General features: G+C 68.3%; 25 protein-coding genes. 17 read left to right on the forward strand and 8 right to left on the reverse strand.

The annotated features are described in order from the left end of the window. Positions 1–23: 23 nt before the first annotated feature. Positions 24–425 carry a RidA family protein gene (locus tag ACJJV6_RS16725; protein WP_009359125.1) on the reverse strand — a complete coding sequence of 134 codons (402 nt, stop codon included), beginning with the start codon at positions 423–425 and terminating at the stop codon, positions 24–26. A gap of 121 nt (positions 426–546) precedes the next feature. Between ACJJV6_RS16725 and ACJJV6_RS16730 the strand changes: the two genes are divergently transcribed. Together ACJJV6_RS16730 and ACJJV6_RS16735 are read left to right on the forward strand one after the other, a co-directional pair. Beyond that, positions 547–1,935: a sigma 54-interacting transcriptional regulator gene (locus tag ACJJV6_RS16730; protein WP_009359124.1), complete on the forward strand. Its 1,389-nt coding sequence runs from the start codon at positions 547–549 to the stop codon at positions 1,933–1,935. 14 nt (positions 1,936–1,949) lie between these two features. Continuing rightward, entirely contained in the window at positions 1,950–3,950 is a 2,001-nt protein-coding gene (locus ACJJV6_RS16735) for a VWA domain-containing protein (RefSeq protein ID WP_009359123.1), read from the forward strand. Here ACJJV6_RS16735 and ACJJV6_RS16740 read toward each other — a convergent pair. Then, positions 3,947–6,109, reverse strand: a complete 2,163-nt coding sequence (locus ACJJV6_RS16740; protein WP_354176951.1) for a glycogen debranching N-terminal domain-containing protein — start codon at positions 6,107–6,109, stop codon at positions 3,947–3,949. The genes ACJJV6_RS16735 and ACJJV6_RS16740 overlap by 4 nt on opposite strands. Before the next feature lie 116 nt (positions 6,110–6,225). On the opposite strand from ACJJV6_RS16740, the gene ACJJV6_RS16745 reads away from it, so the two are divergent. Together ACJJV6_RS16745 and ACJJV6_RS16750 are read left to right on the forward strand one after the other, a co-directional pair. After that, the gene (locus tag ACJJV6_RS16745) at positions 6,226–6,861 is read left to right on the forward strand and encodes a dihydrofolate reductase family protein (RefSeq protein ID WP_009357616.1); all 636 of its coding nucleotides are present in this window, start codon (positions 6,226–6,228) and stop codon (positions 6,859–6,861) included. Between the two features lie 275 nt (positions 6,862–7,136). After that, positions 7,137–7,511, forward strand: a complete 375-nt coding sequence (locus ACJJV6_RS16750) for a cupin domain-containing protein (RefSeq protein ID WP_133346879.1) — start codon at positions 7,137–7,139, stop codon at positions 7,509–7,511. A 3-nt stretch (positions 7,512–7,514) separates the two neighbouring features. On the opposite strand, the gene ACJJV6_RS16755 is transcribed toward ACJJV6_RS16750, so the two are convergent. Continuing rightward, a complete protein-coding gene (locus tag ACJJV6_RS16755; protein WP_009357617.1) occupies positions 7,515–8,828 on the reverse strand; it encodes an aspartate aminotransferase family protein in 1,314 nt (437 codons plus the stop codon). 120 nt (positions 8,829–8,948) lie between these two features. On the opposite strand from ACJJV6_RS16755, the gene ACJJV6_RS16760 reads away from it, so the two are divergent. The 6 genes from ACJJV6_RS16760 to ACJJV6_RS16785 all read left to right on the forward strand — a co-directional run bounded on the left by ACJJV6_RS16760 (position 8,949) and on the right by ACJJV6_RS16785 (position 14,614). Continuing rightward, a complete protein-coding gene (locus ACJJV6_RS16760; protein WP_009357618.1) occupies positions 8,949–9,887 on the forward strand; it encodes a 5'-3' exonuclease in 939 nt (312 codons plus the stop codon). 169 nt (positions 9,888–10,056) lie between these two features. Continuing rightward, the gene (locus ACJJV6_RS16765; RefSeq protein WP_009357619.1) at positions 10,057–10,572 is read left to right on the forward strand and encodes a flavin reductase family protein; all 516 of its coding nucleotides are present in this window, start codon (positions 10,057–10,059) and stop codon (positions 10,570–10,572) included. A 117-nt stretch (positions 10,573–10,689) separates the two neighbouring features. Then, on the forward strand, positions 10,690–11,037 hold the full coding sequence (locus ACJJV6_RS16770; protein WP_009357620.1) for a hypothetical protein: 348 nt from the start codon (positions 10,690–10,692) through the stop codon (positions 11,035–11,037). A gap of 106 nt (positions 11,038–11,143) precedes the next feature. Further along, on the forward strand, positions 11,144–11,662 hold the full coding sequence (locus tag ACJJV6_RS16775) for a hypothetical protein (protein ID WP_009357621.1): 519 nt from the start codon (positions 11,144–11,146) through the stop codon (positions 11,660–11,662). A 29-nt stretch (positions 11,663–11,691) separates the two neighbouring features. Beyond that, the gene (hrpB, locus tag ACJJV6_RS16780; protein WP_009357622.1) at positions 11,692–14,307 is read left to right on the forward strand and encodes an ATP-dependent helicase HrpB; all 2,616 of its coding nucleotides are present in this window, start codon (positions 11,692–11,694) and stop codon (positions 14,305–14,307) included. A gap of 154 nt (positions 14,308–14,461) precedes the next feature. Further along, complete coding sequence (locus ACJJV6_RS16785) at positions 14,462–14,614, forward strand: hypothetical protein (protein ID WP_009357623.1); 153 nt, start codon at positions 14,462–14,464, stop codon at positions 14,612–14,614. On the opposite strand, the gene ACJJV6_RS16790 is transcribed toward ACJJV6_RS16785, so the two are convergent. Next, positions 14,611–15,309 (reverse strand): alpha/beta family hydrolase, encoded by a 699-nt coding sequence (locus ACJJV6_RS16790; protein ID WP_009357624.1) that lies wholly within the window; start codon positions 15,307–15,309, stop codon positions 14,611–14,613. The two genes, ACJJV6_RS16785 and ACJJV6_RS16790, sit on opposite strands and share 4 nt — an antisense overlap. A 70-nt stretch (positions 15,310–15,379) precedes the next feature. Here ACJJV6_RS16790 and ligD point away from each other — a divergent pair, with 70 nt between their 5' ends. Continuing rightward, positions 15,380–16,402 (forward strand): non-homologous end-joining DNA ligase, encoded by a 1,023-nt coding sequence (gene ligD, locus ACJJV6_RS16795; protein WP_354176948.1) that lies wholly within the window; start codon positions 15,380–15,382, stop codon positions 16,400–16,402. A gap of 50 nt (positions 16,403–16,452) precedes the next feature. On the opposite strand, the gene ACJJV6_RS16800 is transcribed toward ligD, so the two are convergent. The 3 genes from ACJJV6_RS16800 to ACJJV6_RS16810 all read right to left on the reverse strand — a co-directional run bounded on the left by ACJJV6_RS16800 (position 16,453) and on the right by ACJJV6_RS16810 (position 19,335). Continuing rightward, positions 16,453–17,922, reverse strand: coding sequence for an HNH endonuclease (locus ACJJV6_RS16800; RefSeq protein ID WP_354176946.1), 1,470 nt, complete (start codon positions 17,920–17,922; stop codon positions 16,453–16,455). A gap of 142 nt (positions 17,923–18,064) precedes the next feature. Then, positions 18,065–18,547 carry a hypothetical protein gene (locus tag ACJJV6_RS16805; protein WP_009357626.1) on the reverse strand — a complete coding sequence of 161 codons (483 nt, stop codon included), beginning with the start codon at positions 18,545–18,547 and terminating at the stop codon, positions 18,065–18,067. Positions 18,548–18,714: 167 nt separating this feature from the next. Beyond that, the gene (locus tag ACJJV6_RS16810) at positions 18,715–19,335 is read right to left on the reverse strand and encodes an L-threonylcarbamoyladenylate synthase (RefSeq protein WP_009357627.1); all 621 of its coding nucleotides are present in this window, start codon (positions 19,333–19,335) and stop codon (positions 18,715–18,717) included. A 128-nt stretch (positions 19,336–19,463) separates the two neighbouring features. On the opposite strand from ACJJV6_RS16810, the gene ACJJV6_RS16815 reads away from it, so the two are divergent. The 6 genes from ACJJV6_RS16815 to ACJJV6_RS16840 all read left to right on the forward strand — a co-directional run bounded on the left by ACJJV6_RS16815 (position 19,464) and on the right by ACJJV6_RS16840 (position 23,448). Further along, entirely contained in the window at positions 19,464–19,898 is a 435-nt protein-coding gene (locus tag ACJJV6_RS16815) for a VOC family protein (protein ID WP_009357628.1), read from the forward strand. Positions 19,899–19,996: 98 nt separating this feature from the next. After that, on the forward strand, positions 19,997–20,683 hold the full coding sequence (locus ACJJV6_RS16820) for a hypothetical protein (protein ID WP_354176943.1): 687 nt from the start codon (positions 19,997–19,999) through the stop codon (positions 20,681–20,683). A gap of 13 nt (positions 20,684–20,696) precedes the next feature. Then, a complete protein-coding gene (locus ACJJV6_RS16825; RefSeq protein ID WP_009357629.1) occupies positions 20,697–21,203 on the forward strand; it encodes an HAD domain-containing protein in 507 nt (168 codons plus the stop codon). Between the two features lie 155 nt (positions 21,204–21,358). Next, positions 21,359–22,621: an inorganic phosphate transporter gene (locus ACJJV6_RS16830; protein WP_354176941.1), complete on the forward strand. Its 1,263-nt coding sequence runs from the start codon at positions 21,359–21,361 to the stop codon at positions 22,619–22,621. Continuing rightward, complete coding sequence (locus ACJJV6_RS16835) at positions 22,618–22,839, forward strand: hypothetical protein (RefSeq protein ID WP_009357630.1); 222 nt, start codon at positions 22,618–22,620, stop codon at positions 22,837–22,839. Before ACJJV6_RS16830 ends, ACJJV6_RS16835 begins: the two co-directional genes overlap by 4 nt. 57 nt (positions 22,840–22,896) lie before the next feature. After that, a complete protein-coding gene (locus ACJJV6_RS16840) occupies positions 22,897–23,448 on the forward strand; it encodes a dihydrofolate reductase family protein (protein ID WP_009357631.1) in 552 nt (183 codons plus the stop codon). A 34-nt stretch (positions 23,449–23,482) separates the two neighbouring features. On the opposite strand, the gene ACJJV6_RS16845 is transcribed toward ACJJV6_RS16840, so the two are convergent. Next, positions 23,483–23,956: a hotdog fold thioesterase gene (locus ACJJV6_RS16845; protein ID WP_354176939.1), complete on the reverse strand. Its 474-nt coding sequence runs from the start codon at positions 23,954–23,956 to the stop codon at positions 23,483–23,485. Between the last annotated feature and the right edge of the window lie 126 nt (positions 23,957–24,082).

Here is a 24,082-nt window from a genome sequence, read left to right on the forward strand (position 1 = left end):
CCGCCTGGCCTCCGGAACGCCTGCTACTGCATAACGGCAGCGACGGCGCTGATCTCCACCAGCGCGCCGGGCACACCAAGGCCGCTGACGAACGCCGCCGTCACCAGGGCAGGTTCCGCCGAGGCGAGCTTCGCCGCGATGGCCCCGTACCCGGCGGCGATATCCGCACCTTCCACGAAGAGCACCGTCCACTGCACGACGTCCGCCAGCGTGGCCCCGGCAGCGGCGAGCGCGGTTTGGGCGTTCTCGAGGGCCTGCTCCGACTGGGCGGCCACGTCACCCTCGCCAATTAGTGCGCCGGCGGCATCGACGGCGTTCTGGCCGCCAACATAGATGGTGGTCGCACCGGGCGGCACGACGGCGACGTGGCTGAACGCTGGACTTGAGACGAGGCCCTCGGGCCGGAGACGCTGGATGGATGCCATGGCTGTATGATCCCACCGCGCACCGCCGCTGGCGAGGCTGCTCCGCCAGCGGCGGTGCGGGGCGGAAGGAATTATGGGAGTTTGCTCGATCTCCCGGCACGGCCGGGCTTACCGTAGAGGGGTGAGTGACCGTCCCGATATTTTTACCGTCGGTGAGCTGCGCGCCGCCGGCCATGTCCACAAGGACCTGCGGCATGAAATCCGCGACAACCTGCTCGCGGCGCTCGCCGCCGGCCGGGACCCGTGGCCCGGGCTGTTCGGATTCAGCCGGACCGTCCTGCCCCAGCTGGAGCGGGCCCTGATCGCCGGTCACGATGTTGTCCTGCTCGGCGAACGGGGACAGGGCAAGACCCGCCTGCTCCGCACCCTGGCCGGGCTGCTGGATGAGTGGTCGCCGGTCATCGAGGAGTCCGAGCTCAACGAACACCCGTACCATCCCATCACGGAGCAGTCCCGTGCCCGGGCACTCACCGAGGGGGACCGGCTGCGCGTGGCATGGCGCCACCGCTCTGAACGCTACGTGGAAAAGCTGGCGACGCCGGACACCTCCGTCGCGGACCTCATCGGCGACGTCGACCCCATGCGCGTTGCCGAGGGGCGCCGGCTCGGGGACCCGGAGACCATTCACTACGGCCTGGTCCCGCGCTCCAACCGGGGCATCATCGCCATCAATGAGCTGCCCGACCTTGCCGAGCGGATCCAGGTGGCGATGCTCAACGTCATGGAGGAGCGCGATATCCAGATCCGCGGTTACTTGCTGCGCCTGCCCCTGGATGTGCTGGTGGTCGCCTCGGCCAACCCGGAGGACTACACCAACCGCGGCCGGATCATCACCCCGTTGAAGGACCGCTTCGGCGCCGAGATCCGCACCCATTACCCGATCGAGCTGGAGGACGAGGTGGCCGTCATCCGGCAGGAGGGCCGGCTGGTGGCGGACGTCCCGCCCGTCATCCTGGAGATCCTGGCCCGCTATACCCGGGCACTGCGGCAGTCCCCGGCCATCAACCAGACGTCCGGGGTGTCCGCCCGGTTCGCGATCGCCGGTGCCGAGACCGTGGCTGCGGCCGCCCTGCGCCGGGCCAGCGTGCGCGGCGAGGAGCAGGCGGTGGCCAGGATCATCGACCTGGAACCCGCAGCGGAGGTCCTCACCGGAAAGATCGAATTCGAGTCGGGTGAGGAAGGCCGGGAACAGGGCGTCCTCGACCACCTGCTGCGAACGGCTACAGCCGAAGCCGTGCGCGCCCATTTCCAGGGCATCGACATGGGTCCACTGGTGGCGGCCCTGGACGGCCACACCACCGTGACCACGGGCGACCAGGTCACCGCCCGGGAATTCCTCCAGAACCTGCCCTCACTCAACGGGTCGGGCCTCTACGACGAAATCACCCGGCGCCTGGGTGCGGAGAACGACGGCCAGCGGGCGGCCGCCGTCGAACTCGCCCTGGAGGGGCTCTACCTTGCCCGCCGGATCTCCAAGGAGTCCGACGACGAGGCAACGGTCTACGGCTAGCCACAGGAGGCATCATGGTGCTGCACCACCGGTCCCGGTACGGCAGGTACGCCGGAGGGCCGGACCCGCTCGCCCCGCCGGTGGACCTGTCGGAGGCCCTGGAGGCGGTGGCCGAGGACGTCATGGCCGGGTACTCGCCGCGGCACGCCCTCGAGGAGTTCCTGCGCCGCGGCGGCCGGAACCGGGACGGCCTGGACCAGCTCGCTGCCCGCGTCCAGCAGCGCCGGAAGGACCTGCTGGGGCGGCACCGGCTGGACGGCACGCTCGACGAGGTGCGCAAGCTGCTGGACACCGCCGTGCTGGAGGAGCGCAAGCAGCTCGCCCGCGACGCGCTGATGGACAACACGGACCGCGCCTTCCGCGAAATGCAGCTGCAGAACCTGCCGGCCTCCACGGCCGCCGCCGTCAATGAACTGGCGTCCTACGACTGGCAGTCCGGTTCCGCCAGGGAAGCCTACGAACGGATCAAGGACCTGCTGGGCCGGGAAGTCCTTGACCAGCGCTTCGCAGGGATGAAGCAGGCGCTTGAGAACGCCACCGACGAGGACCGCGAGGCAGTGAACGGGATGCTGCGCGACCTCAACGGCCTGCTGGACAAGCACCGCCGCGGCGAGGATACCGACGCGGACTTCAGGGAGTTCATGGCCCGGCACGGATCCTTCTTCCCGGAGAATCCGCAGTCCGTCGAGGAACTGATCGACGCCCTGGCCACAAGGGCGGCAGCGGCCCAGCGGCTCCTGCAGTCCATGTCACCCGAACAGCGCGAAGAGCTGATGCGGCTGTCCGCCCAGGCGTTCGGGTCACCAGAACTGATGGCACAGCTGGACCAGCTGGACTCCAGCCTGCGGGCCCTCCGGCCGGGCGAGGACTGGAGCGGGTCTGAGCGCTTCGAGGGCCAGGAAGGGCTCGGGCTGGGCGACGGCACCGGTGTGCTGCAGGACGTTGCCGAACTCGACAGCCTGGCCGAACAGCTCTCCCAGTCCTACAACGGCTCCGCGCTGGATGACCTGGACCTGGACGCCCTGGCCCGCCAGCTGGGGCAGGACGCCGCCGTCACCGCGCGGACCCTTGCGGAGATCGAGCGGGCAATGCGCGACGGCGGCTACCTGCGCCGGGGTGCCGACGGGGACCTCCGGCTGTCGCCGCAGGCAATGCGCAGGCTGGGAAAGTCGCTGCTGCGGGACACCGCGAAGCAGCTCTCCGGCCGGCAGGGCCGGCGCGAAACGCGTGCCGCGGGCGCGGCCGGCGACCAGACCGGCTCCAGCCGGCAGTGGGAGTTCGGGGACGCCGGGCCGTGGGACGTCACCCGCACCATGACCAACGCCATCCGGCGCACGGTCGCCGAGGGCCGGGATCCGGGCCGCGGCTTCCGCCTGGGGGTGGGGGACATCGAGGTCACGGAGACTGAAGCACGGACGCAGGCCGCCGTCGTCCTGCTGGTGGACGTGTCCTTCTCGATGGCGGCCGAGGGCCGCTGGGTGCCGATGAAGCGCACCGCACTCGCGCTGCACCACCTCGTCTCCACGCGGTTCCGCGGTGACCGGCTGCAGCTGGTGACCTTCGGCCGGTACGCGCAGTCCATGGACATTGCCCAGCTCACCGCCCTGCCGGCGCTGCGTGAGCAGGGAACGAACCTCCACCACGGCCTGTTGCTGGCCGGCCGCTTCTTCCGGCAGCACCCGTCCATGCAGCATGTCCTCCTGGTGGTCACGGACGGTGAGCCCACCGCGCACCTGCTGGCCGACGGCGATTCCTGGTTCAACTGGCCGCCGGACCGGGAGACCATCCGCGCCACGGTCACCGAACTGGACCGCCTGGGACGCGCCGGCGTGCAGGCGACGTTCTTCCGCCTCGGCGACGATCCGGGGCTCGAACGGTTCATCCAGCGCCTGGCACGCCGGATCGACGGCCGGGTGGTGGCACCCGACGTCGGCGGGCTGGGGGCCGCCGTGGTGGGAGAGTACCTCCGCGCCCACGTGCGCAGCTCCTACGGCGGCTCCGACTGGGATCTTTAGATCTGTCCTTCGGCGCCCAGGCCCGCCCCGGCCAGGAGCTCGGTCAGCCAGGGCCGGTGCCCGCGGCGGAACGTAACCCCCTCCGGTAGGCCCTGCACGGTGGGCTCGGACCCGACGATGTCGATGGTCATCCTCCCGCCGGCTATGGGCGCATTGGTGATGTGCAGATTACCGTAGGACTCCGGCAGGACCGGGTCCATCCAGAAGCCGCCCCGGGACACGTGCGCGTCATACCGCATGAGGCTGGTGATCAGCATGATTGGTGTGGTCGCCGCCCAGGCCTGGGGTGAGCAGGCCGTGGGGTACGGCACTGGCTCGGCAACCTGGTCGCGGCTGAATCCGCAGAAGAGTTCCGGCAGCCGGCCGTTCGAAAACTCCGCCGCTTCCAGCAGCGCCGTGGATATCCGCTGGGCCTCCGCCACGAGGCCGTAGCGCATCAGGCCGGCTGCGATGATGGCGTTGTCGTGCGGCCAGACCGACCCGTTGTGGTAGCTGGCAGGGTTGTAGGCGCCCATGTCCGTGGCCAGGGTCCGGACGCCCCAGCCGCTGAACATCTCCGGGGACATCAGCCGTTCGGCCACCAGCGGAGCTTTGTCGTCGTCGATAATGCCGTGCCACAGGCATTGCCCCATGTTCGATGCGCAGGCGTCCACGGGCCGCTTCCGCCCATCCAGGGCGACGGCGTAGTAGCCCCGCTCCGGAAGCCAGAACTCCTCGTTGAACTTCTTCTTCAGCCGCGCCGCTTCCGCGGTGAGCTCCGCCGCCAGGGGCGCGTCCCCGGCGTCGTACGCCATCCAGGCCCTGGAGAGCAGTGCCGTGTAAACCAGCGCCTGGACTTCGCAGAGGGCGATGGGAGGCTCGGCCATGGTGCCGTCCGCAAAGTTGATCCCGTCCCAGGAGTCCTTCCAGCCCTGGTTGATCAACCCCTGGTCATTGAGCCGGGAGTACTCGACGAAGCCGTCGCCGTCCTTGTCCCCGTAGTTCCTGATCCAGTCCAGCGCCCGGTCCGCGTTGGGCAGGAGTGAGGCGATGGTGTCCTTGGCGAAGCCCCAGCGGCTGACGGAGCCGAGCGCCATCAGGAACTGGGGCGTGGCATCGACGCTGCCGTAGTAGACCGACTTGCCGCCCAGTGCCAATCCGCTGGAAACGCCCAGCCTGACCTCATGCAGGATCTTCCCGGGTTCCTCCTCGCTCATCGGATCCACCACCTTGCCCTGGCGGTCCGCCAGGGTCTGCAGCGTGCCAAGCGCCAGGGACGGGTCAACCGCCAGGGCCATTTCCGAGGCCCACAGGGAGTCCCGTCCGAACAGTGTCATGAACCAGGGGGCGCCTGCTGCCACGACGATCCGTTCCGGATGCGCCGGGTCCTCGATCCGCAGGGCTCCGAGATCGTCGTAGCTGCGCCGCAAGGTCCGTTCGATGGAGCGGTTCGTCATGTGGAGGCGGGGGATCTTGGCTACCCATTCCTGGCGCCGGCGGTCGCTCGGCGACATCCCGTGCGCGGCGGGGCGGACGGGCGGGGCCGAGGGCGCGCCGTCGGCACCGGCCGGGGTGACGCTGAGCAGCGTGTTCCACTGGCCGCGCGCCGGGACCACCGCCGTGAAGGTGAGGGCCCGTGCAGTGGCGGCGGCACCGTGCCCGCTGATGAGGACAGTTTTCCGGACGTCGTTCCACGAGGAGCTGACCGTCAGGCATTCTCCCTCCGGGGCGCGGGATTCCTCCCACCGGCGCTGGACCCGTGCCTCCTTGACCTCGAACAGGTCCGCGAAGTCCGATTCCACCTCCACGGACACGCTGCACTCCGACGGGTCCGATGAGTAGTTCCTGATAGTGATTTCCTCGACGATGCCGGCGGCCACCTCCCGGAGCCGCTCGACGATGAGGGGGCTGTCCGCATAGCCGTCGGACCGGGGGACACGGCCGATGAAGAGGGCGCGGTACGGTTCCTTCGTCTCGGCCGTCAGCGGCTCGAGCGGCTGCCCGTTCACCGTCAGGTTCCAGCGGGACAGGATGCGGGTGTCCTCGTGGAAGGCGCCGTGGGGATGCTCCGGGTGGATATCCCCGTTGGCGGAAGAGATACAAAATGATGAACCCTCAACCAGGGTGACGGTTCCTGCCCCCACAGGCCCGGCAGCTGTGTCCGCATTCCATCCGGCCATGGGATGACGCTACGCCTCGCGCGGCCCGGATAAAAGGGGTTTGGCCTTGAACCTCAACCCGCCCGGGCATAGCCTGTCCCCGCACGGCAGATGCCGATCGGATCGGGGAGGCGGCCATGGGCGGAACACCGGCGGAGACGCCGCAGGCAAGCGTGATGGTGGACCTGATTATCTCGCTGGACGGTTATGCCTCGGCAGAGGGGTGGCCCGGGTGGTGGGGGCTGGAGGGCCCGGAGTACCTCGCGTGGCTGGACCAGGAAGCGGAGCGGAACTACACCTTCCTCCTCGGGGCCAACACGTACCGGCTGATGTCCGGCATGTCGGACGAGGCAGCGGCCGGCGGCTCCGGATTCTCGGAAGAGGAGGGTGCCTCGCTGACAGGGCTTGCCGCGGTTCCCAAGGTGGTCTTTTCCTCCACGCTCCAGGAGCCGCTGACCTGGCCGAACTCCGAACTGGTCCGCGGTGACGCGGTTGAGGCGGTCCGGACGATGAAGCTGTCAGGTGATCGGCCGATGAGCACGCTGGGCAGCCTCAGCCTCTGCCGGTCGCTACTGGCGGCGGGCCTGGTGGACCGCTTCCGGCTGGTGGTGTTCCCGGTGATCACCGGGCGTACAGGGCGGGAACGCATCTACGACGGCTATCCCGACGTCGCACTCCAGCTGGTGCACAGCAGGACCTTCGACGGCCGGCTCCAGCTTCTCGAATACATTCCCACCGTTCTGGACGGCCCGCCGGGCGCCAGCCGGACGTGACGGGAGCGGCGGTCAATCCGGTTGGCTGGCGGGGGTGTCGTGGGAGCCTGCCCACTCGCTGGCATCATCGGCGTTCGATCGCGGCGGGATGCGTCTGTTTCCGCAGGTCAGAAGCATTGACAGGGCATGCTGCCAGGCGCACGCTGGAAGCGCAGTCGATGGGGTGCGGCGGGCGGCGGCGTCCATGCCGCACCGTCCTGCCGCGTCCCGCAACCCGGACCCCGCCCCGGTTTCCGGACGAACAGCAGCACACTCTCCGCCAGGAGGAACAGAAAATGACCGCAGTAACCGTCAAAGCCCTTGAATCAAAGTCCTTCGACGAGCCCGACGAAAAGCGCCGGCCGCCCAAGACCCAGGTTGATGTGGTCACCCTTGGAGACACCACTCTGGCGAGGATGACCTTCGAACCCGGCTGGCGCTGGTCGGAAACGGTAAAGACGGTGGTCCACACCGACAGCTGCCAGGTCAACCATCTGGGCTTTTGCACGGCGGGGACCCTGACAGTGGAAATGGAGGACGGCACCCGGGCCACTGTCACGGCCGGGGGCGCCTATTCGATCCCTGCCGGCCATGATGCCTGGGTGGAGGGCGACGAGACGTTCGTGGGCTACGAGCTCATGAGCGCAGCCACCTACGCCAAGCCTGCCTGAACATCAGGCTGCGTGCGCATCCGCGGCGGACAGGACCTCATCCAGGATGGCCAGGCCCGCCGCGGCGTCGCCGTCGTCGATATTCAGCGGGGGAGCGACGTGCAGCCTGTTGCCCAGGACCAGCGGCAGCAGGCCCCGCTCCAGGCACGCCTTCACCACGGCGGCCATCGGCGCAGTCGCCGCGCCGGTGGCGCCCGGCGGCACCAGCGGTTCCCGGGTCACCCGGTCACGCACCAGCTCCAGGCTCCAGAGCCCGCCGATGCCGCGCACGTCCCCGACAACCCGGTGCCTGTCGGCGAGCTCCCCTAGGCCGGGCCCCAGCACCTCGGAACCGAGGCGGGCAGCGGCCGCGATGGTGTCCTCGTCCCGCATCGCGGAGATGGCGCCCACGGCAGCCGCGCAGGCCAGCGGGTGTCCGCTGTATGTCAGTCCTGCCGGGTAGGGGCGGGTGGTGAACAGCTCGTAAACGGCATCGGAGACCAGGACGCCGCCCAAGGGCACGTATCCGGAGTTGACTCCCTTCGCGAACGCCATCAGGTCCGGCGCCACGCCGGCATGATCCACGCCGAACCAGGCTCCCGTGCGGCCGAAACCGGCCATCACCTCGTCCGCAATGTAGATAATGCCGTGCCGGTCACAGAGCTCGCGGAGCCCGCGCAGGTATCCGGGCGGGGGCACGATGACGCCAGAGCTGCCCGTCACCGATTCCAGGACCAGTGCGGCAATGGTGCCCGGGCCCTCGAGGAGGATCACCTGTTCCAGATGGGCCAGGGCGCGCTCACATTCTTCCTCCTGCGTCGCCGATCCAAAGGCCGACCGGTACAGGAATGGTCCAAAGAAGTGCACAGCGCCGGCCGCCCCGGTATCCGAGGCCCAGCGGCGGGGGTCGCCCGTAAGGTGGATCGAGGTTGTCGTCGAGCCGTGGTACGAGCGGTAGGCGGCGAGCACTTTGGGCCGCCCGGTGAAGAGCCGCGCCATCCGCACCGCGTGCTCGATGGCCTCCGTGCCGCTGCTGGTGAAAAGGACATGGCCCAGGCCCTCCGGGGCCACCTCCACGATCAGGCGCGCCGCTTCGCCCCGGACATCGGACGCCCAGCCGGGTGCCAGCGTGCAGAGCCGGTCCGCCTGCTCCCTGATCGCCGCTACGATGCGCGGATGCTGGTGGCCGAGGTTGGTGAACACCAGCTGCGAGCCGAAGTCCAGGTACCGCCGTCCGCCGTCGTCGACGACGTGGCTTCCGGAACCCCCGACCAGCGTCGGCACGTCACGCGGCCCCTGCATTGCCCAGGGATGGAACACCAGGTCGTCGAGATTCATGCCACCCTCCGTTGCGCTCGCATCAGGTCCCGTACCCACCTTGCTTGCATCCTATGCCTGCCAACAGCAGACCGGCGCAGGCAACTGCAATCCCCGGCAGATCCGTGGCAGGATGCAGGTATGCCGGACCGTCTCATGCTGCTGGACACTGCCTCCCTGTATTTCCGTGCCTTCTTCGGCATGCCGGACACGGTCCGCCGGCCCGACGGAACACCTGTCAACGCTGTCCGCGGGTTGCTCGACATGATCTCCAGGCTGGCCACCGACTACCGGCCCACCCACCTTGTGGCCTGCTGGGATGACGACTGGCGTCCCCAGTGGCGCGTGGACCTCATCCCGACCTACAAGTCGCACCGGGTGGCCGAGGTCATGGCTGACGCCCCGGACATCGAAGTGGTCCCGGACGCGCTCGAGGCCCAGCTGCCCTTGATCCGCGACGTGCTCGGCCTTGCCGGCCTCGCGATCGTGGGTGCCGCCGGGCATGAGGCCGATGACGTGGTGGGGACGTACGCGAGCCATGCAGCCTTCCCGGTGGACGTCGTCACCGGCGACCGCGACCTCTTCCAGGTGTGCGACGACGGGCGGCAGGTCCGCGTCATCTACACCGCCCGCGGGATGCGGAACCTCGAGGTGGTCACCGAGGAAACGGTGGTGGCCAAATACCGGGTGCTGCCGCAGCAGTACGCCGACTACGCCACCCTGCGCGGTGACGCTTCCGACGGGTTGCCTGGCGTCGCCGGAATCGGGGAGAAGACGGCGGCGTCCCTGCTCCTGAAGTACGGCACCCTCGAGGGGCTGCTGGAGGCGGCGGAGGACGATGCCAGCGGACTGGCCGGCCCGGTCCGGGCCAAGCTCGCCGCTGCCGCCGACTACCTCAAAGTAGCCCCCGCCGTCGTAAGGCTGGTTCGGAACCTGGAACTGCCAGGCCTTGAGGAGACCGGCGCGCGCCTGCGGCCGGTGACCGGGAACCAGCGTGCGGAACTCGAGCGGCTGGCGACGGACTGGAACCTGGGCGGTTCGGTGCGGCGCCTCCTCGATGCGCTGGACCGGAGGGCGTAAAAGCGCCACATTCGGGGTGTAACACTGGCCGGCGTGTGACGGCCGGTGTCGTGCAATGACCCGCCGTGACGGCGCGTTGCGGGAGGCGTCGGAGCATTGCGGGGGCGCTTGATCAGGGCGCCGGGCCTTTGGTTTGGTGAGGTGACGATCCAAGTGAGAGGGCACGCCCATGACATTCACCTCCGACCTGGCACCCCGCCGGCTGCGCGACATTTTTGGCACCTTTGCCACAGGACTGACGGTCATCACAGGCTCCACGGGGAATGGGCCTGCCGGGTTCACCTGCCAGTCCTTCGCCTCCCTGTCCCTGGAACCTGCTTTGGTGACGTTCAGCCCCGCGAGGACATCGAGCACCTGGCCGGTGCTGCGGGAGGCCGGCTCCTTCACCGTCAATATCCTTCCCGCGGAGCACCAGCACCTGGCCGGGCAGTTCGCCCGGTCCGGCTCAGACAAATTCGCCGGAGTCAGCCACACCACCTCGCCGCTGGGCAACCCTGTCCTCGATGACGCCCTGGCGTGGATCGACTGCGAGCTGCACGCCGAATACGACGGCGGCGACCACACCATCGTCGTGGCCGCCGTGCGGCACCTCAGCGCCCGCCAGGATGCCGAGCCGCTGCTGTTCTTCAAGGGGCGGTATGCGGGACTGGTGCCGGCAGGGCAGCTCCTCGAGGCTGCCGGCTGAAGTTCCCGGAGGGAAAGAAAGCTGCCTGGCCCTTCTTGCACCTCCCGCATCAGGTAGTAAGCTTGCTGAGCATTACTAGTAAGCTTGCTGATGAATCGGATGACGGAAGCAGGAGTAATGGGCACAGTGTTTGCGGTTGCCTTGTCAATCACGCTGACGGCCGGGGGAGCCGCGGTGGCAGCGGGCGCCCCTTTCGGCGGCGCAGCAGGCCTGGGCGGCCAGTACCTGGCCGGGCACGTCCTGCTGGGCGTGGGGCTCGGCCACCTGGCGGCGATGCTGGTGCGCTCCGGCCTCCGCAGGCTTGTCCGCCGGGTCCGCGCCCGCGCCGCTTCGGTCCCGGCCGAGACGGTGCCCGCTTCCACAGTCCAGGCACCCGAGGCCGCCGGCGTTCGGCTCGCCACTGTCTCAGTCCTGCCGGCCAGGCCCGCAGCCGTTTCACCCCTCCGGGGCCGGCATGCCGCCTGACCTCCAGCCGGCCGGGCAGCATGTTCTGCCGGCAACGGCGCGGCCAGTCAAAGCCGGGCCAGCAAAGAGCCGGTCAGTAACAGTACAGCCGGTTCCTGCGCGGCGGATGCGGACAGCAGCGGCGGCGCTGGCGGCCGCGTTGGCCTTGGCGGCCATTGTCTTCGCTGCCATCACCGGGATCCGGACCTCGGATTCGGACACGGCAACGCTTCGGGGCTTCCAGATCAGGGTCCTGAGCATCAGCCAGGCCGCGGCCGAGAACAGGATGGACGGAGCCCTGGCAGCCCTTCAGGCACTCGAAAGCGACCTGGACGCAGCGGCCCGGGACGGACGCATTTCCGCGCCGCGGCTCCGGAGCATTGAAACGGCATTGGAGACCGTCCGCGCGGACATTGCCGGGCACCTGGCATTCCAATCGTCCCTGGCAGGCGCAGCGGCCGCGCCGGGTACTACGGAAACCGTCCCGTCCGAAGCGCCGGACACGCAGTCCCAACCGGTCCAGCAGATACCGGCAGAGCCTGTTATCGCGCCCCTGCCTGGGTCCGGCCAGGGCGAGCCGCCCGCAGCGGTCCCGGATGCGGCCAAGGAGGGCAGGGGGAAGGGCAAAGCGCCGGGCAAGCAGTAGACGGCCCGGCGGCGGGGCACAATGGACGGATGACTTTTCCCAGCCGGCAGGAGCGGCCCCTTGATCCGGGGGCGTTCGACCTCGACGCGATCGGTACCGGGCTGGCATTCGCAGCGTCACTTGACGCGCTGAATGCCGCGCTTGGCAACGGCGCGGCGGTCGTGCAGGCGCCGCCGGGCACCGGCAAGACCACGCTTGTTCCGCCCCTGCTTGCCAACCACGTGCATCCCGCCGGACGGGTGGTGGTGACCCAGCCGCGGCGGGTGGCCGTGCGTGCCGCGGCACGGCGGCTCGCCTCCCTGGACGGAACCCGGCTTGGCAGCCGGGTGGGTTACACCGTCCGCGGGGAACGGCAGGCGGGAGCAGAAACGCTCGTTGAATTCGTAACCCCTGGCATTCTCCTGCGCCGCCTGCTCGTCGACCCCGGCCTTGAGGACACCGCCGCCGTCGTCCTGGACGAAGTGCATGAGCGCGGCCTTGAGACGGACCTGCTGGTCGGCATGCTGGCCGAAGTCCGGCAGCTCCGCGGTGACCTTACCGTCGTCGCAATGTCCGCGACCCTGGATGCGCCGCGTTTCGCTTCCCTGCTGGGGGATCGCGACGGCGGATCCGCGGCTCCCGTGGTCGACTGCCCCTCCGTGCTCCATCCCCTGGCGGTGGAATGGGTTCCGGGCGGCGGCCCGCGGCTGGATGGCAGGGGAGTGACACAGGGTTTCCTGGACCACCTGGCGGTAACGGCGGCGCGGGCGCACTCGGAAGCACTGGCCGGGGACAGCACCGTGGACGCGCTGGTCTTCGTCCCCGGCGCCAGGGAAGTCTCCGAGGTGGCGGCAGGGCTGCGGCGGAGGCTGGGGCCGGCCGTGGACGTGCTGGAGCTGCACGGCCAGGCGGGCGCCGCCGAGCAGGACCGGGCAGTGTCCGGACGCGGGCCGGGAGAGAGCCCGCGGATCATTGTGTCGACCGACCTGGCCGAGTCTTCCCTGACCGTGCCGGGAGTGCGGCTGGTGGTCGATTCCGGCCTGGCCCGTGAGCCGCGCAGGGACTCGGGCCGCGGGATGAGTGGCCTGGTGACGGTCTCCTGCTCCCGCGCATCGGCAGACCAGCGCGCCGGCCGGGCCGCCCGCCAGGGCCCGGGAAGAGTGGTGCGCTGCTACAGCCAGCAGGCGTACGGGGCGTCGCCGGCACATGTGACACCTGAGATCAAGGTTGCGGACTTAACGGGCGCCGCCCTGATGCTTGCCTGCTGGGGATCCCCCGGCGGCAAGGGACTGGCCCTGCCGGACAGTCCGCCGCGGCAGGCCCTGGACGATGCCGTGGAGGTGCTGCGGGAACTCGGCGCCGTCTCCGCCGACGGCCATGCCACATCCGCGGGCAGGCTCCTGGCCGGGATCCCGGCTGACCCACGACTCGCCCGTGCCCTCCTTGACGGCGCTGCGGCCCTCGGAGCCCGGGAAGCCGCCGAAGTGGTGGCGGCCGTGGCAGGCGACCAGCGGGCCCCGGGCGCCGACCTGCCCGGCCTTCTGTCCAGGCTCCGCGGTGACTCCGGCCCCGCCGGGCGGCGCTGGGCCGAGGAAGCCCGCCGGCTGGAACGTCTGACCCGGAATTCGTCCTCCGCCCCGCAACCGGCCCTTTCCATCGACGGCGCGGGCGGCACCGCGGTGGGGGCCGTCGTCGCCCTCGCCTTTCCCGACCGGGTGGCCCGCCTGGTACCCGGTGACGGGCCAGCCCGCTACCTGCTTTCGTCCGGGACGCGGGCGGGACTGCCCGCCGGGAGCGCCCTGTCCGGGCAGGAGTGGCTGGCCGTGGCCGAGGTGGCCCGGGCCGACGGACGGGACTCAGCCGGCACCGGCGCCGTCATCCGGGCGGCGGCACCGCTGACGGTCGAACTCGCCCAGGCAGCCGCGTCCGGCCTTATCACCGAGACTGTCGAGGCACAGTTCAGCCAGGGCCGGGTCACGGCACGGAAGGTCCGCCGCCTCGGCGCGATCGTGCTTGCCGACACTCCCGTCCGCCCCGGACCGGAGGAGGGCAGGGCCGCGGTGACCGGAGCGCTGCGCACGGAGGGGCTGGCTGTCCTGGAATGGTCGACGGCGGCCGCGGCCCTGCGCCGCCGTCTTGCCTTCCTGAGGCGGGAACTGGGGGAACCGTGGTCGGACGTCTCGGACCCGGCCCTCCTGCTGCGCCTCGACGAGTGGATGGGACCTGAACTTGAACAGCTTGCCGCAGGCGCCGCCGTCGGGTCCGTGGACCTCACCCAGCCGCTGCGCCGGCTGCTGCCTTGGCCCGAGGCCGCCAGGCTCGACGAGCTTGCCCCGGAATGGCTGGAGGTTCCCAGCGGTTCAAGGATCAGCATCGACTATCCGGGCCACGATGACGAGAGCGCCCGGCCGGTGGTGGCCGTGAAGCTGCAGGAATGCTTCGGCCTCGCCGAGTCACCGCGGCTGCTCGACGGTACCGTGCCTGTGCTTTTCCACCTGCTGTCCCCGGCCCGCCGTCCGCTGGCAGTGACTGACGACCTCACTTCCTTCTGGTCCGGCCCCTACGCCCAGGTCCGGGCGGAGATGAGGGGCCGCTACCCCAAGCATCCATGGCCGGAGGACCCCTGGAGCGCCCCTGCCACGGCCCGGACCAAGCAGCGCAGGTAAGCCGCTTCCGGGTGCTTCCTGTCGGCGCTGGTGAGGCCGGGTGATAACTCCGATACAAGATCGAAACGTTGCGTCGACGTGCTGAAACATGCTGTGGCTAGGCTCTCAGGTACATGGACAGCGTGGTCCATTCAACTTATGGAAGGACGTAAAGATGTTTCTCTTGAACAGCCTTAACCTTTTGCTCGACGGCCGGCGGGGCGACGATGCCTGGTCTTCCAGCGGGAGCAACGGAAAGACGGAGTTTCCCGAGGGCCGGCTCACCTCCACCGCCTGGGAGGGCTGGTGGCACGAGGAAGCCGCCTAGCGGATGCCGGGCGCCTGGTTGCTGCTGGCGCGGATGAATTCGGCCACGGGGGCTGCCAGCGAGGCCCCTACCTCGTCGGCCTGGCGTTTCTGGCCGGCGACGGCGAAGGAATGGTCGCCGCCCTCCATCCACTGAAGGACAGCTGAGGGCCCAATGCGGGAGATGACGCCCTCAAGAATTTCGGGTGTGGCGAAGGTGTCGCGGGTGCCCTGCAGGAACAGCATGGGGGTGGTGAGCCCGTAGAGGTGCTCGTCGCGAAGCTTCTCCGGTTTTCCCGGCGGGTGCAGGGGATACCCCAGGTAGATGAGCCCGTCGGCCGGCATTCCGTCCGCTACGGCCATTGAGGCCATCCGGCCGCCAAAAGACTTCCCGGCAGCCCAGACCGGACCCGATCCACCATGCTCGGCAGCCTGTCCGGCGGCCTCCGCCATGGCGGCCCGCCAGGTGGCGATGGCCGCAGGAGGCCGGTCAGGGAACCGTCGGCCGGCTTCACGGTACGGGAAGTTGAAACGCAGGGTAGCCAGTCCGAGGGCGTTGAGGGCCTGGGTGAAGCCCCGCAGGAAGGGATGCTCCATGCCGGCTCCGGCACCGTGGGCGACAACCACCGTAGCCCAGGGCGCTTCGGGGCGGGCATAGGCTGCGGAGACTTTGGTCCCGTCCACGTCAAGGGAGAGCTGTGTTTCGGCATCGGGCATGACTCCATCATGCCTGACCGCGGTGGGTGAAATGTGCCGGCTTCAGGACGGCGGGGTGTACGTTGTCCCCATGGCGAGCGAACAGACCACCATTACGGTCCAGGGTCCCCACGGCGAACGCGAGATGCGCATTTCCAGCCCCAGCCGGGTGCTGTGGCCGGACCTGGGACTGACCAAACTGGACCTGGCCCGCTATATCTGCGACGTGGGGGAGGCCTTCATTGCCGCGAACGGCGACCGGCCTGTGTCCCTGCAGAGATACTCGGACAACATCAACGGGGAAATGTTCTTCTCCAAAAACCCGCCGAAAGGGACCCCGGACTTCGTCCGCTCGGTCAAGGTGGTTTACCCCAGCGCACGCTCCCATCCGCAACTGGTGCTGGATGAGCCCGCGGCGGCTGTCTGGGCAGTCCAGATGAACACGGTGGTGTTCCATCCCTGGCCGTCGCGGACGGAAAACACCGACAACCCGGACCAGTTGCGGATCGACCTCGACCCGCAGCCGGGAACGGATTTCGACGACGCCGTCCCGGCCGCACTGGTGCTCAAGGAAGTGCTGGCGGAAGCGGGCCTGGACTGCTTCATTAAGACGTCGGGAAACCGGGGCCTCCACGTCTACGCGCCCATCGCCCCCGTCCGCGAGTTCCTGGATGTCAGGCACGCCGTGATCGCCGCGGCCCGGGAAGTGGAGCGCCGGATGCCGGACCAGGTCACGACGGCCTGGTGGAAGGAGGAGCGGGGCCAGCGGATTTTCCTTGATTTCAACCAGGCCAACCGGGACCGCACCATTGCCGGCGCCTACAGCCCGCGTGCCTTGCCGCATGCCCCGGTCTCCTGCCCCATCACGTGGGATGAGTTGGGGAATGCCGATCCGAAGAACTTCACCATCCTTACCGTTCCGGAGCGCCTGCGGACCACCGGCGACCCCTGGGCCGATTTCCACCGGAATCCCGGCAGCATTGACACCCTGTTGGAGTGGTGGGAGCGCGACGTCAAAGACGGCCTCGGTGAGCTGCCCTTCCCGCCGGACTACCCGAAGATGCCTGGCGAGCCGCCCCGGGTACAGCCCAGCCGGGCCAAGAAGCAGGACTAATCCGGAAGCCGTTCCTCTCCCGCGCAGGGCTTGGGGCAGCCCAATCCGCACTATCCCGCGGGACCTGCCCTGCCCAACACCCGGACCTGATTTGTCACAGCAGCATGTTCCAGGGGCGGTGCTCCTGATCGAGTAGTAGTGCCACGTTTGGCAGTGATTCTACGCAACCGGCCGCTCATGGGAGCGGCGGCTGCTGCCAGCCCGTTGCCCGGCAGTGGGGGTGCGGTGGAGTGGTAGGTGTGGCCTGTTGGGGTGCGGGTCTGGACGGTGTGCCGGAGGCCGGGCCCCGGCAGCGGTCTTGCCGACCAGCCGGGGGTTTCTTTCGTGTGGTTGCAGGCTTCGCAAAGCCCTTGGCCGTTGCCTGCGGTGGTGGTGCCTCCTTCGGCCCAGCCCAGAATGTGGTCGTGGTGGCGGATCGGCGCGTCGCAGTACGGCGTGCGGCAGGTGTCGTCCCGGACCTGGAGGAAGCGTTTGAGCCCGGCGGGGAAGAGCCGCGCCCGGGAGTCCATCGCGACCAGCTCGCCCGTGCCGGGTGTGGTGTAGAGCCGGTGGATCCAGAGTGCCAGGTCTTGCCTGTCCTGCGCTCCGGTACCGATGCGTTCGGTGTTGAAGAGGAGAATGCGGGCGGTTTCGGCGGGGATGATGCCGTAGCCGGGGATCCTGGCCGGTTCGCTGTCGCCCTGGAACAACGCCCGGTCCGTCATCACGACCTGGAGGTCGATACCCGTGATCCCGCCCCGGGTGCCGGTGACGCGTTCGACCAGGGTGTCGGCCATGACCTGCCCCCGGGACCGCTCATCCCCTCCCGACCGGGCGCCATCGGCCTCCCGGACCAGCACGGCGTAGGCGGCCACACCCTGGGCGACGGGCATCAGCGCGGTCAGGTACGTCATCGCATCCGGCGCCGGCCGCAACGACACCGTCCGCTCCGTCACCGCATGCGCCGCCCTGCCTGCGACAGACCGCGGGTCGCGCCGGTACGCGGCGGTGCGGACGGCGCTAACAATGGCGCGGTCCCCGGCACCGTCCAGGGCGCCGGTGTCAGCGGCGAGTTCCTCGTCCACCGCCGCCCGGTCCTCCACAGTCAGGCAGGCTGTCTCCTTCACGACCAAAGTGGTGCGCCACTCGTTCAGCTGCCCGGACCGGAACGCGGCGAACGTCCGCGGCATCCCCGTCAGCGCTTTCGCCAAACCCAGGAGCCGTCCGCCCTTGGCGGGGGATTCCCGGCGTGCCAGCGCAATCTGGGCAGCCACACCGGCGCCCTGCTCCGCGGCCGGGACACCCGCCGCGGCCTGAACCCGCCGCTGGAACACATCAAAGGCGACAGTGATGTCGGCCTGCCGGGCACCGGCCAGGGACTTCACATCCTCCAGCTGCCGCAACTGGTCAATCATCCCCGCACCATCAGAAGCGACGGGCACGCGGGCGAGCAGGGCAAGCACGTCCGAAACAGTCGGGACACCATAAAGCCCCGGAACCGTCCTGTACCCTGGGTCTGCCGCCGTCCCAACTGCTTCCATGAACAGAGTCTTCCAGCACGGTCTGACAATTCCCGCCATGACCAGCGCCTATGTGGAAAACCAGCCGTGACCGCCACGTTGCTTGTTATGGCAGCACGCTGAAGGCCCGCTCCGAGCGGACCGGGCCTTCAGGAAACCGGGATTAGCTGGTGGTGCAAGTCCCGCTGCTGTGGTTGTAGCCGTTTGTGCCGTTGGCTTCGACGAAATTTGTGTCCAGTACACACGTCAGGCCATCCGAGTAAGACAGAACGTCCCAACCATCGATCCTGGTCACCTTCGGGTCGAAGTAAATGGTTCCGTCCGGAACGATTATCGACGATCCGAAAACCGCAACATATCCGCGTGTCCCGTCACTTGACCGCGAGCCCCCAGGGTAAGTCGTGGCATCCGAGTACTCCCGGTACCCCTGGAGGATCGCTGTGCCGGACGGCGTCACCACTTCGATCCGGCGCTGCTCCATCGTGAGGCACGTGGTCACACCCGGCGCCAGTTCGGTGCAGTCGCTTGTGGTGGACATCGTCGTGCCCTCGGTGCTGGCCGCATGGGCCGGCACTGCTGCGGCGACTGCCAGGGCAGCGACGGCTGCCCCATATGCTGACAGGCGGAGCAGGTTTTTGGTGCGCATGAAACGGATTCCCCCACATTGAAATTGGCGGCCCCAGCGGCCGCTCGTGGAGCCTATCAGCCTTGATGCCCCCCGCGGTTGCATTGGCCATGCCAACCACCGGTAGAAGTGCCGCCCGGCACAGCTGCCGGGCCGCCGTCGTACGCCACTCGAACCCGGACCGGAACCTACTCGAACCGGGACGCGTCTCCTGCGCCGTGCCGGACGACCTCCGCGACGCCGCTGGAGAAGTCAACGACAGTGGTGGGCTCGGCTCCGCAGTCGCCGGCATCGATCACTGCATCCACCTGGTGGTCCAGCCGCTCCTTGATGTCCCAGCCCTGGGTCAGCGGGTCTTCCTCATCCGGCAGCAGGAGGGTGCTGGACAGCAGGGGCTCACCCAGCTCGGCCAGCAGCGCCTGGACCACCCGGTTGTCCGGAATCCTGACGCCGACAGTCTTCTTTTTGGGATGCAGCAGCCGCTTGGGAACCTCCCGGGTGGCAGGCAGGATGAAGGTGTAGCTTCCCGGCGTGACGGACTTGATGCTCCGGAACACGTCGTTGCCGATGTTCACGAACTGCCCCAGCTGCGCGAAGTCACGGCAGACGAGGGTGAAATGGTGCTTGTCATCCAGCTGCCGGATGCTGCGGATCCGGTCCAGGGCCTCCCTGTTGCCCATCTGCGCGCCCAGCGCATAGCAGGAGTCGGTGGGATAGGCGATCAGCCCGCCGTCGAGGATGATGCGGACAGCCTGGGTGATGGCCCGGGGCTGGGGATCCTGTGGATGAACATCGAAGTATCTGGCCATGCCCCGAGCCTAGTGGCACCCCGCCCCGCCTGCACCAACGTTCCCAAACCCCCTTACCAGCGCGCCCCTCTTTGGGGCAGGATGTTGTCTGGTTTCACCGTGTCAGTCCCCACTAAGGAGATTCAGCCATGCCGACCATCCTCAACCCTTACCTCAATTTCCGTGACAACGCCCGCGAGGCCCTGAACTTCTACCAGTCCGTGTTCGGCGGCGACCTCCGCGTCAGTACGTTCGGTGATTACCAGGCCAGCGAGGATCCCGCGGAGGCGGACAAGATCATGCATGGCATGCTGACCACCCCCCAGGGTCTGGTCCTCATGGGCGCCGACACCCCGAACAGCATGGAATACCGTGAGGGGTCAGCCATCTCCATCTCGCTCAGCGGCGAGGACGAGGCAGAGCTTCGGGGCTACTACGACAAGCTCAGCGGCGACGGCGGTTCAGTCACCGTGCCGATGGAGAAGTCCCCGTGGGGAGATGTCTTCGGCATGTGCAAAGACCGTTACGGCATCGGCTGGCTGGTTAACGTCAACGCCGCCCAAGGCACCACGGGCGCACCCTGATCCTGGCGTGACTGTCTTCCCGGGGGGATCATCCCCCGGGAAGCACATCGCCCGGAATCCTCCTTGAGGCGCGCGGCACCGCCTGCGACGATGGACGGGTGGAATCCCTTTTCGAGTTCCTGTCCGATAAATGGTGGCTGGTCTTCCCGCTTGCCGCCTTTACCGGACACTGGGCCAACAGCTGGCGCAAGGCCAGCGAGCGCCGGCACCAGCGCAGGATGGAACTGTACAAACTGCGTAACCAGCACCTGGCAGCGGAGCAGGCGTCAACGGCGGAAGTGGAAGCCCTGATGGCGACCCATGACGCCACCACCCGGCGCTGGCTGGACTATGAACTGGACGTCGGCAAACTCATCGATTTTCCGCTGATGACGGACGTCCGGGAACCCTTGACCGTGGCATTCCTCCGCGCGAAGCGGGAGGCCGATGGCCAGCGGCCCAACACTGCTGCGGACATCACGTCTCCAGCCCGGCTGGAGGCCTACCGGCAGGCCGTCAACAGTTTCGCCGTCGCGCTGGATGTGGCGGAGCGGGAAGCCCGGCGCATCAGGGACAGCAAGTTCACCGGACCCGAGCGTGAACGGCTGGCCACTGCCCGGAAGCTGCTGATGATCGCCGAGAACCATGCCGCCACCCCCGCCGAGCGCCAGGCAGCATACAAACGGGCTCGGCGGGAACTGGACGGCCTTATCGTCCTGCCGGACGTGACTGTCGCCGCACTGGAGGAGCGCATTGCTCCCGGGCTGGAATCGGGACGGGAGCCTTCGGAGTTCCGCCGGAACTGAAAGGCAGGGCAGCGTGGGCCGCACGCTTTATATCGACGTCGACGGCGTCATCTGCCCTTTCGGCCCGGAGGGAACCACCGGTTGGGGTTCAGCGTGGTGCCACGTGGACGCCGGCCTCCTGCCCGTTGCCTATGCAAGGGAGTTGGTGGAGGGGCTGAATTCGCTGGCACGGGCCGACGGGGTCCGCTGTGTTTGGCTCACCAGCTGGGAGGAACTTGCCCCGCAGTACTTGTGCCCCGCCATCGGCCTCGACGGCGGCACCTGGCCCTATCTCTCCTCGGCGGGGCCGCCCGGCGGCACCGGATGGTGGAAACTCCGCGCCATCCAGGACGATGTGGAAACGACCGGCCCGGACGCCGTGGCCTGGATCGACGACCAGTTGGATTTCGAGGCGGAGGCACAAGCGTGGGCGCGGCTGCTGGGCCGGCGGATCCGCCTTGTTTCGCCGCATCCGCGCCGGGGGATTACCCCGGCTGAACTGGCGGCGGTCAGCACGTTCCTGACCCAACCGATGTTTTGACCTGATGGCCCGGACGCGTACGATCGATAAGGTTTCCCGCCGGTTTTGCAAACGCCGCAAGTCATTCCACACGAACAGTCGGTGAATTATGCTGTCCAAGGCAGCAGCCGGGGGATAGAAACTGCCGAACGTCGTCTCTGCAGATTGGGCAACAGGTGGATATCACCTTCATGGTGGCGCTGGTCATTGCGCTGGCACTATTTTTCGACTTCACGAACGGCTTCCACGACACCGCAAACGCCATGGCCACCCCCATTGCGACCGGTGCCATCAAGCCGAAGACCGCGGTAACCCTGGCTGCCATCCTGAACCTGGTGGGCGCCTTCCTGTCCACCGAGGTGGCCAAAACGGTTTCCGGCGGCATCATCCGTGAGGGCTCGGACGGCATCCAGATCACGCCGGACATTATTTTTGCCGGCCTGATGGGCGCCATCCTCTGGAACATGATCACGTGGCTCAAGGGCCTGCCGTCCAGTTCATCCCACGCACTGTTCGGCGGCCTGATCGGCGCTGCGATAGCCGGCATCGGGATCCACTCCATCAACCTTGAGGGCCTCCTGCAGAAGGTCATCCTCCCCGCGATTTTCGCACCCCTCATCGCCGGCATCGTGGCGTATGTGTGCACCCGCCTCGCCTACGCCCTCACGTCCCGCCACGATCCTGAAACGGGCAGCAAGCTCACGCAGAAGCGCGGCGGCTTCCGCACGGGACAGATCTTCACCTCCAGCCTGGTGGCCCTGGCCCACGGCACCAACGACGCCCAGAAGACCATGGGCATCATCACGCTTGTCCTGATTGCAGCCGGCACCCAGGAGCCCGGTTCCGGCCCCGTGTTCTGGGTCATCGCCGCCTGCGCGTTCGCCATCGCCATCGGCACCTATGCCGGCGGCTGGCGCATCATCCGGACCATGGGCGCCGGGCTGACCGAGGTCAAGCCCGCCCAGGGCTTCGCCGCCGAAACCAGCACCGCGTCCGCCATCCTGGCGTCCTCCCACCTGGGCTTCGCCCTGTCCACCACCCAGGTGGCCTCCGGTTCCGTGATCGGCTCCGGAATGGGCCGCAAGGGCACCAGCGTCCGCTGGAGCATGGTGGGGAAGATCGCCCTCGGCTGGCTCTTCACTCTGCCCGCCGCGGGCATCGTGGGTGCCCTCACCGCCCTGCTGGTCAAGACCGGCGTGGTGGGCGTCCTGATCGCGGCTGTCGCCGGCACCGCCGCCGTACTCTTCATGTTCTTCTACTCCCGCAAATCGGCTGTTGGCCACCACAACGCCATTGAAGTGGAGGAGGCCGGCCAGGCTGTCCGCTTCAGGAAGAAGAAGGCCATGGCCCGCGCCAGGGCGCAGGCACATAAAGCACAGCAAGAGGCCCAGGCACAGACCGACGCCGACGCGACCAACCCGAAGGAGCCCCGGCGATGAAGTGGCTGGAACTCGTGACCGTGGCCGGTGCCACCCTGATTGCGGCCGTTACCGTGGTCACCCTGTACTCGCTGGGTGTCCGGCTCACCGCCATCGCTGCAGATTCCCAGCAGGCCTCGCCGGGCATCAAGAAGTCGTTCGCCTACGTGTGCTTCGGCCTGTGCGGCCTGGCCGTGCTCTTCGGGCTGTACCTGATCATCCCGTACTTCTCCGGCTAGCCAGGACTGCGGTTCGGACCACTGTCCACGCCCGGCGGCTTTGGCTAGGCTGGGCGCATGCCACGCTTCCAGTACTTCGTCGCTGCCTCGCTGGACGGCTTCATCGCCACCTCCACCGACGACCTCGGCTGGCTCCTGCAGTTTGACGGCTTCGAGGGCGGATCCGAAAGCTACGACGCGTTCATGGCCGAGGTGGGCTGCATCGTCATGGGCGGAGAAACCTACGCCTGGCTGATGGCGCACGAGCCGGACAAGTGGCCCTATTCCGGGACGCCGAGCTACGTGTTCACCAGGCACGAGTATTCCGCGCCCGCAGGGGCGGACATCACTTTCGTGCGGGGCGACGTGGGCGAGTTCGTGGAGGATTTCCGGCGCGCGGCTGCCGGCAGGAACGTCTGGGTGGTGGGCGGCGGAAACCTGGCCGCCCAGTTCGCCGACGCCGGGCTGCTGGACGAAATCATCCTTTCGGTCATCCCGGTGGTCCTTGGCGAGGGCAAGCGCCTGTTGCCGCTGGCTGGCCCGACGCCGCCCCTTGAGTTGACTGCCTCGCGCACCCTGGGCAGGGGCGTGGTTGAGTTGCGCTACCTTTTCAGCCGCAATAGTACCTAGCGGCGCCCGGGTGCCGGAACCGGCTTGGCGCCGGCTATTGCCCTCCCGGCGCGTTCTTCCTGATCAGGTTCGTGATTCGGGCGGTCGAAAGGCGCCGGCCCTGATCGTCCGTCATGACGATTTCGTGCGTTGCCAGGGTTCCGCCCAGGTGGATGGCGGTGCATGTCCCGGTCACCATGCCCGCTGCGATGGAACGGTGATGGGCGGCACTGACTTCAATGCCCACAGCATGCCGGCTCTCCCCGGCATGCATGGACGCTGCAAACGAGCCCAGCGTCTCGGCCAGCACAACATGAGCGCCACCGTGCAGGATGCCGGCCACCTGGGTATTGCCCGCCACCGGCATGGTGGCCACGGTTCTCTCGGGACTCATCTCAAGGAACCGAATGCCCATCTTCACCACCAGGGCGCCGATCCCGTACCGGCCCAGCCAGGCGTGCAAGTGGTCCGGAACGCCGGCGGCCGCCAGCTCCTCCGCGAAGGGACCGGGCGTGAAATTGTCCATCATGCCAACTAGGCTGGCACCTGTGAGTGAAACAACCAAACCGGCCCCTTTCCCGTCTGAAGTTCTTCCGCAGGACCCTGCCCTCGAAGGCGGAAGTGCCCTGGGCGGCACCGCCGTCAAGGACAAGGT

Origin of the sequence: Arthrobacter nitrophenolicus, from assembly GCF_045833485.1 — a bacterium.
Taxonomy (GTDB): Bacteria; Actinomycetota; Actinomycetes; order Actinomycetales; family Micrococcaceae; genus Arthrobacter; species Arthrobacter nitrophenolicus.

Coding starts and splice junctions, on each gene's coding strand:
- ACJJV6_RS16835 (WP_009357630.1), top strand. CDS start 22,618: ATGAAGTGGCTGGAACTCGTGACCGTGGCCGGTGCCACCCTGATTGCG.
- ACJJV6_RS16840 (WP_009357631.1), top strand. CDS start 22,897: ATGCCACGCTTCCAGTACTTCGTCGCTGCCTCGCTGGACGGCTTCATC.
- ACJJV6_RS16745 (WP_009357616.1), top strand. CDS start 6,226: ATGGGCGGAACACCGGCGGAGACGCCGCAGGCAAGCGTGATGGTGGAC.
- ACJJV6_RS16805 (WP_009357626.1), bottom strand. CDS start 18,547: ATGCGCACCAAAAACCTGCTCCGCCTGTCAGCATATGGGGCAGCCGTC.
- ACJJV6_RS16815 (WP_009357628.1), top strand. CDS start 19,464: ATGCCGACCATCCTCAACCCTTACCTCAATTTCCGTGACAACGCCCGC.
- ACJJV6_RS16790 (WP_009357624.1), bottom strand. CDS start 15,309: ATGCCCGATGCCGAAACACAGCTCTCCCTTGACGTGGACGGGACCAAA.
- ACJJV6_RS16735 (WP_009359123.1), top strand. CDS start 1,950: ATGGTGCTGCACCACCGGTCCCGGTACGGCAGGTACGCCGGAGGGCCG.
- ACJJV6_RS16740 (WP_354176951.1), bottom strand. CDS start 6,109: ATGGCCGGATGGAATGCGGACACAGCTGCCGGGCCTGTGGGGGCAGGA.
- ACJJV6_RS16755 (WP_009357617.1), bottom strand. CDS start 8,828: ATGAATCTCGACGACCTGGTGTTCCATCCCTGGGCAATGCAGGGGCCG.
- ACJJV6_RS16725 (WP_009359125.1), bottom strand. CDS start 425: ATGGCATCCATCCAGCGTCTCCGGCCCGAGGGCCTCGTCTCAAGTCCA.
- ACJJV6_RS16760 (WP_009357618.1), top strand. CDS start 8,949: ATGCCGGACCGTCTCATGCTGCTGGACACTGCCTCCCTGTATTTCCGT.
- hrpB (WP_009357622.1), top strand. CDS start 11,692: ATGACTTTTCCCAGCCGGCAGGAGCGGCCCCTTGATCCGGGGGCGTTC.
- ACJJV6_RS16785 (WP_009357623.1), top strand. CDS start 14,462: ATGTTTCTCTTGAACAGCCTTAACCTTTTGCTCGACGGCCGGCGGGGC.
- ACJJV6_RS16770 (WP_009357620.1), top strand. CDS start 10,690: ATGGGCACAGTGTTTGCGGTTGCCTTGTCAATCACGCTGACGGCCGGG.
- ACJJV6_RS16775 (WP_009357621.1), top strand. CDS start 11,144: ATGCGGACAGCAGCGGCGGCGCTGGCGGCCGCGTTGGCCTTGGCGGCC.
- ACJJV6_RS16845 (WP_354176939.1), bottom strand. CDS start 23,956: ATGATGGACAATTTCACGCCCGGTCCCTTCGCGGAGGAGCTGGCGGCC.
- ligD (WP_354176948.1), top strand. CDS start 15,380: ATGGCGAGCGAACAGACCACCATTACGGTCCAGGGTCCCCACGGCGAA.
- ACJJV6_RS16765 (WP_009357619.1), top strand. CDS start 10,057: ATGACATTCACCTCCGACCTGGCACCCCGCCGGCTGCGCGACATTTTT.
- ACJJV6_RS16810 (WP_009357627.1), bottom strand. CDS start 19,335: ATGGCCAGATACTTCGATGTTCATCCACAGGATCCCCAGCCCCGGGCC.
- ACJJV6_RS16800 (WP_354176946.1), bottom strand. CDS start 17,922: ATGGAAGCAGTTGGGACGGCGGCAGACCCAGGGTACAGGACGGTTCCG.
- ACJJV6_RS16750 (WP_133346879.1), top strand. CDS start 7,137: ATGACCGCAGTAACCGTCAAAGCCCTTGAATCAAAGTCCTTCGACGAG.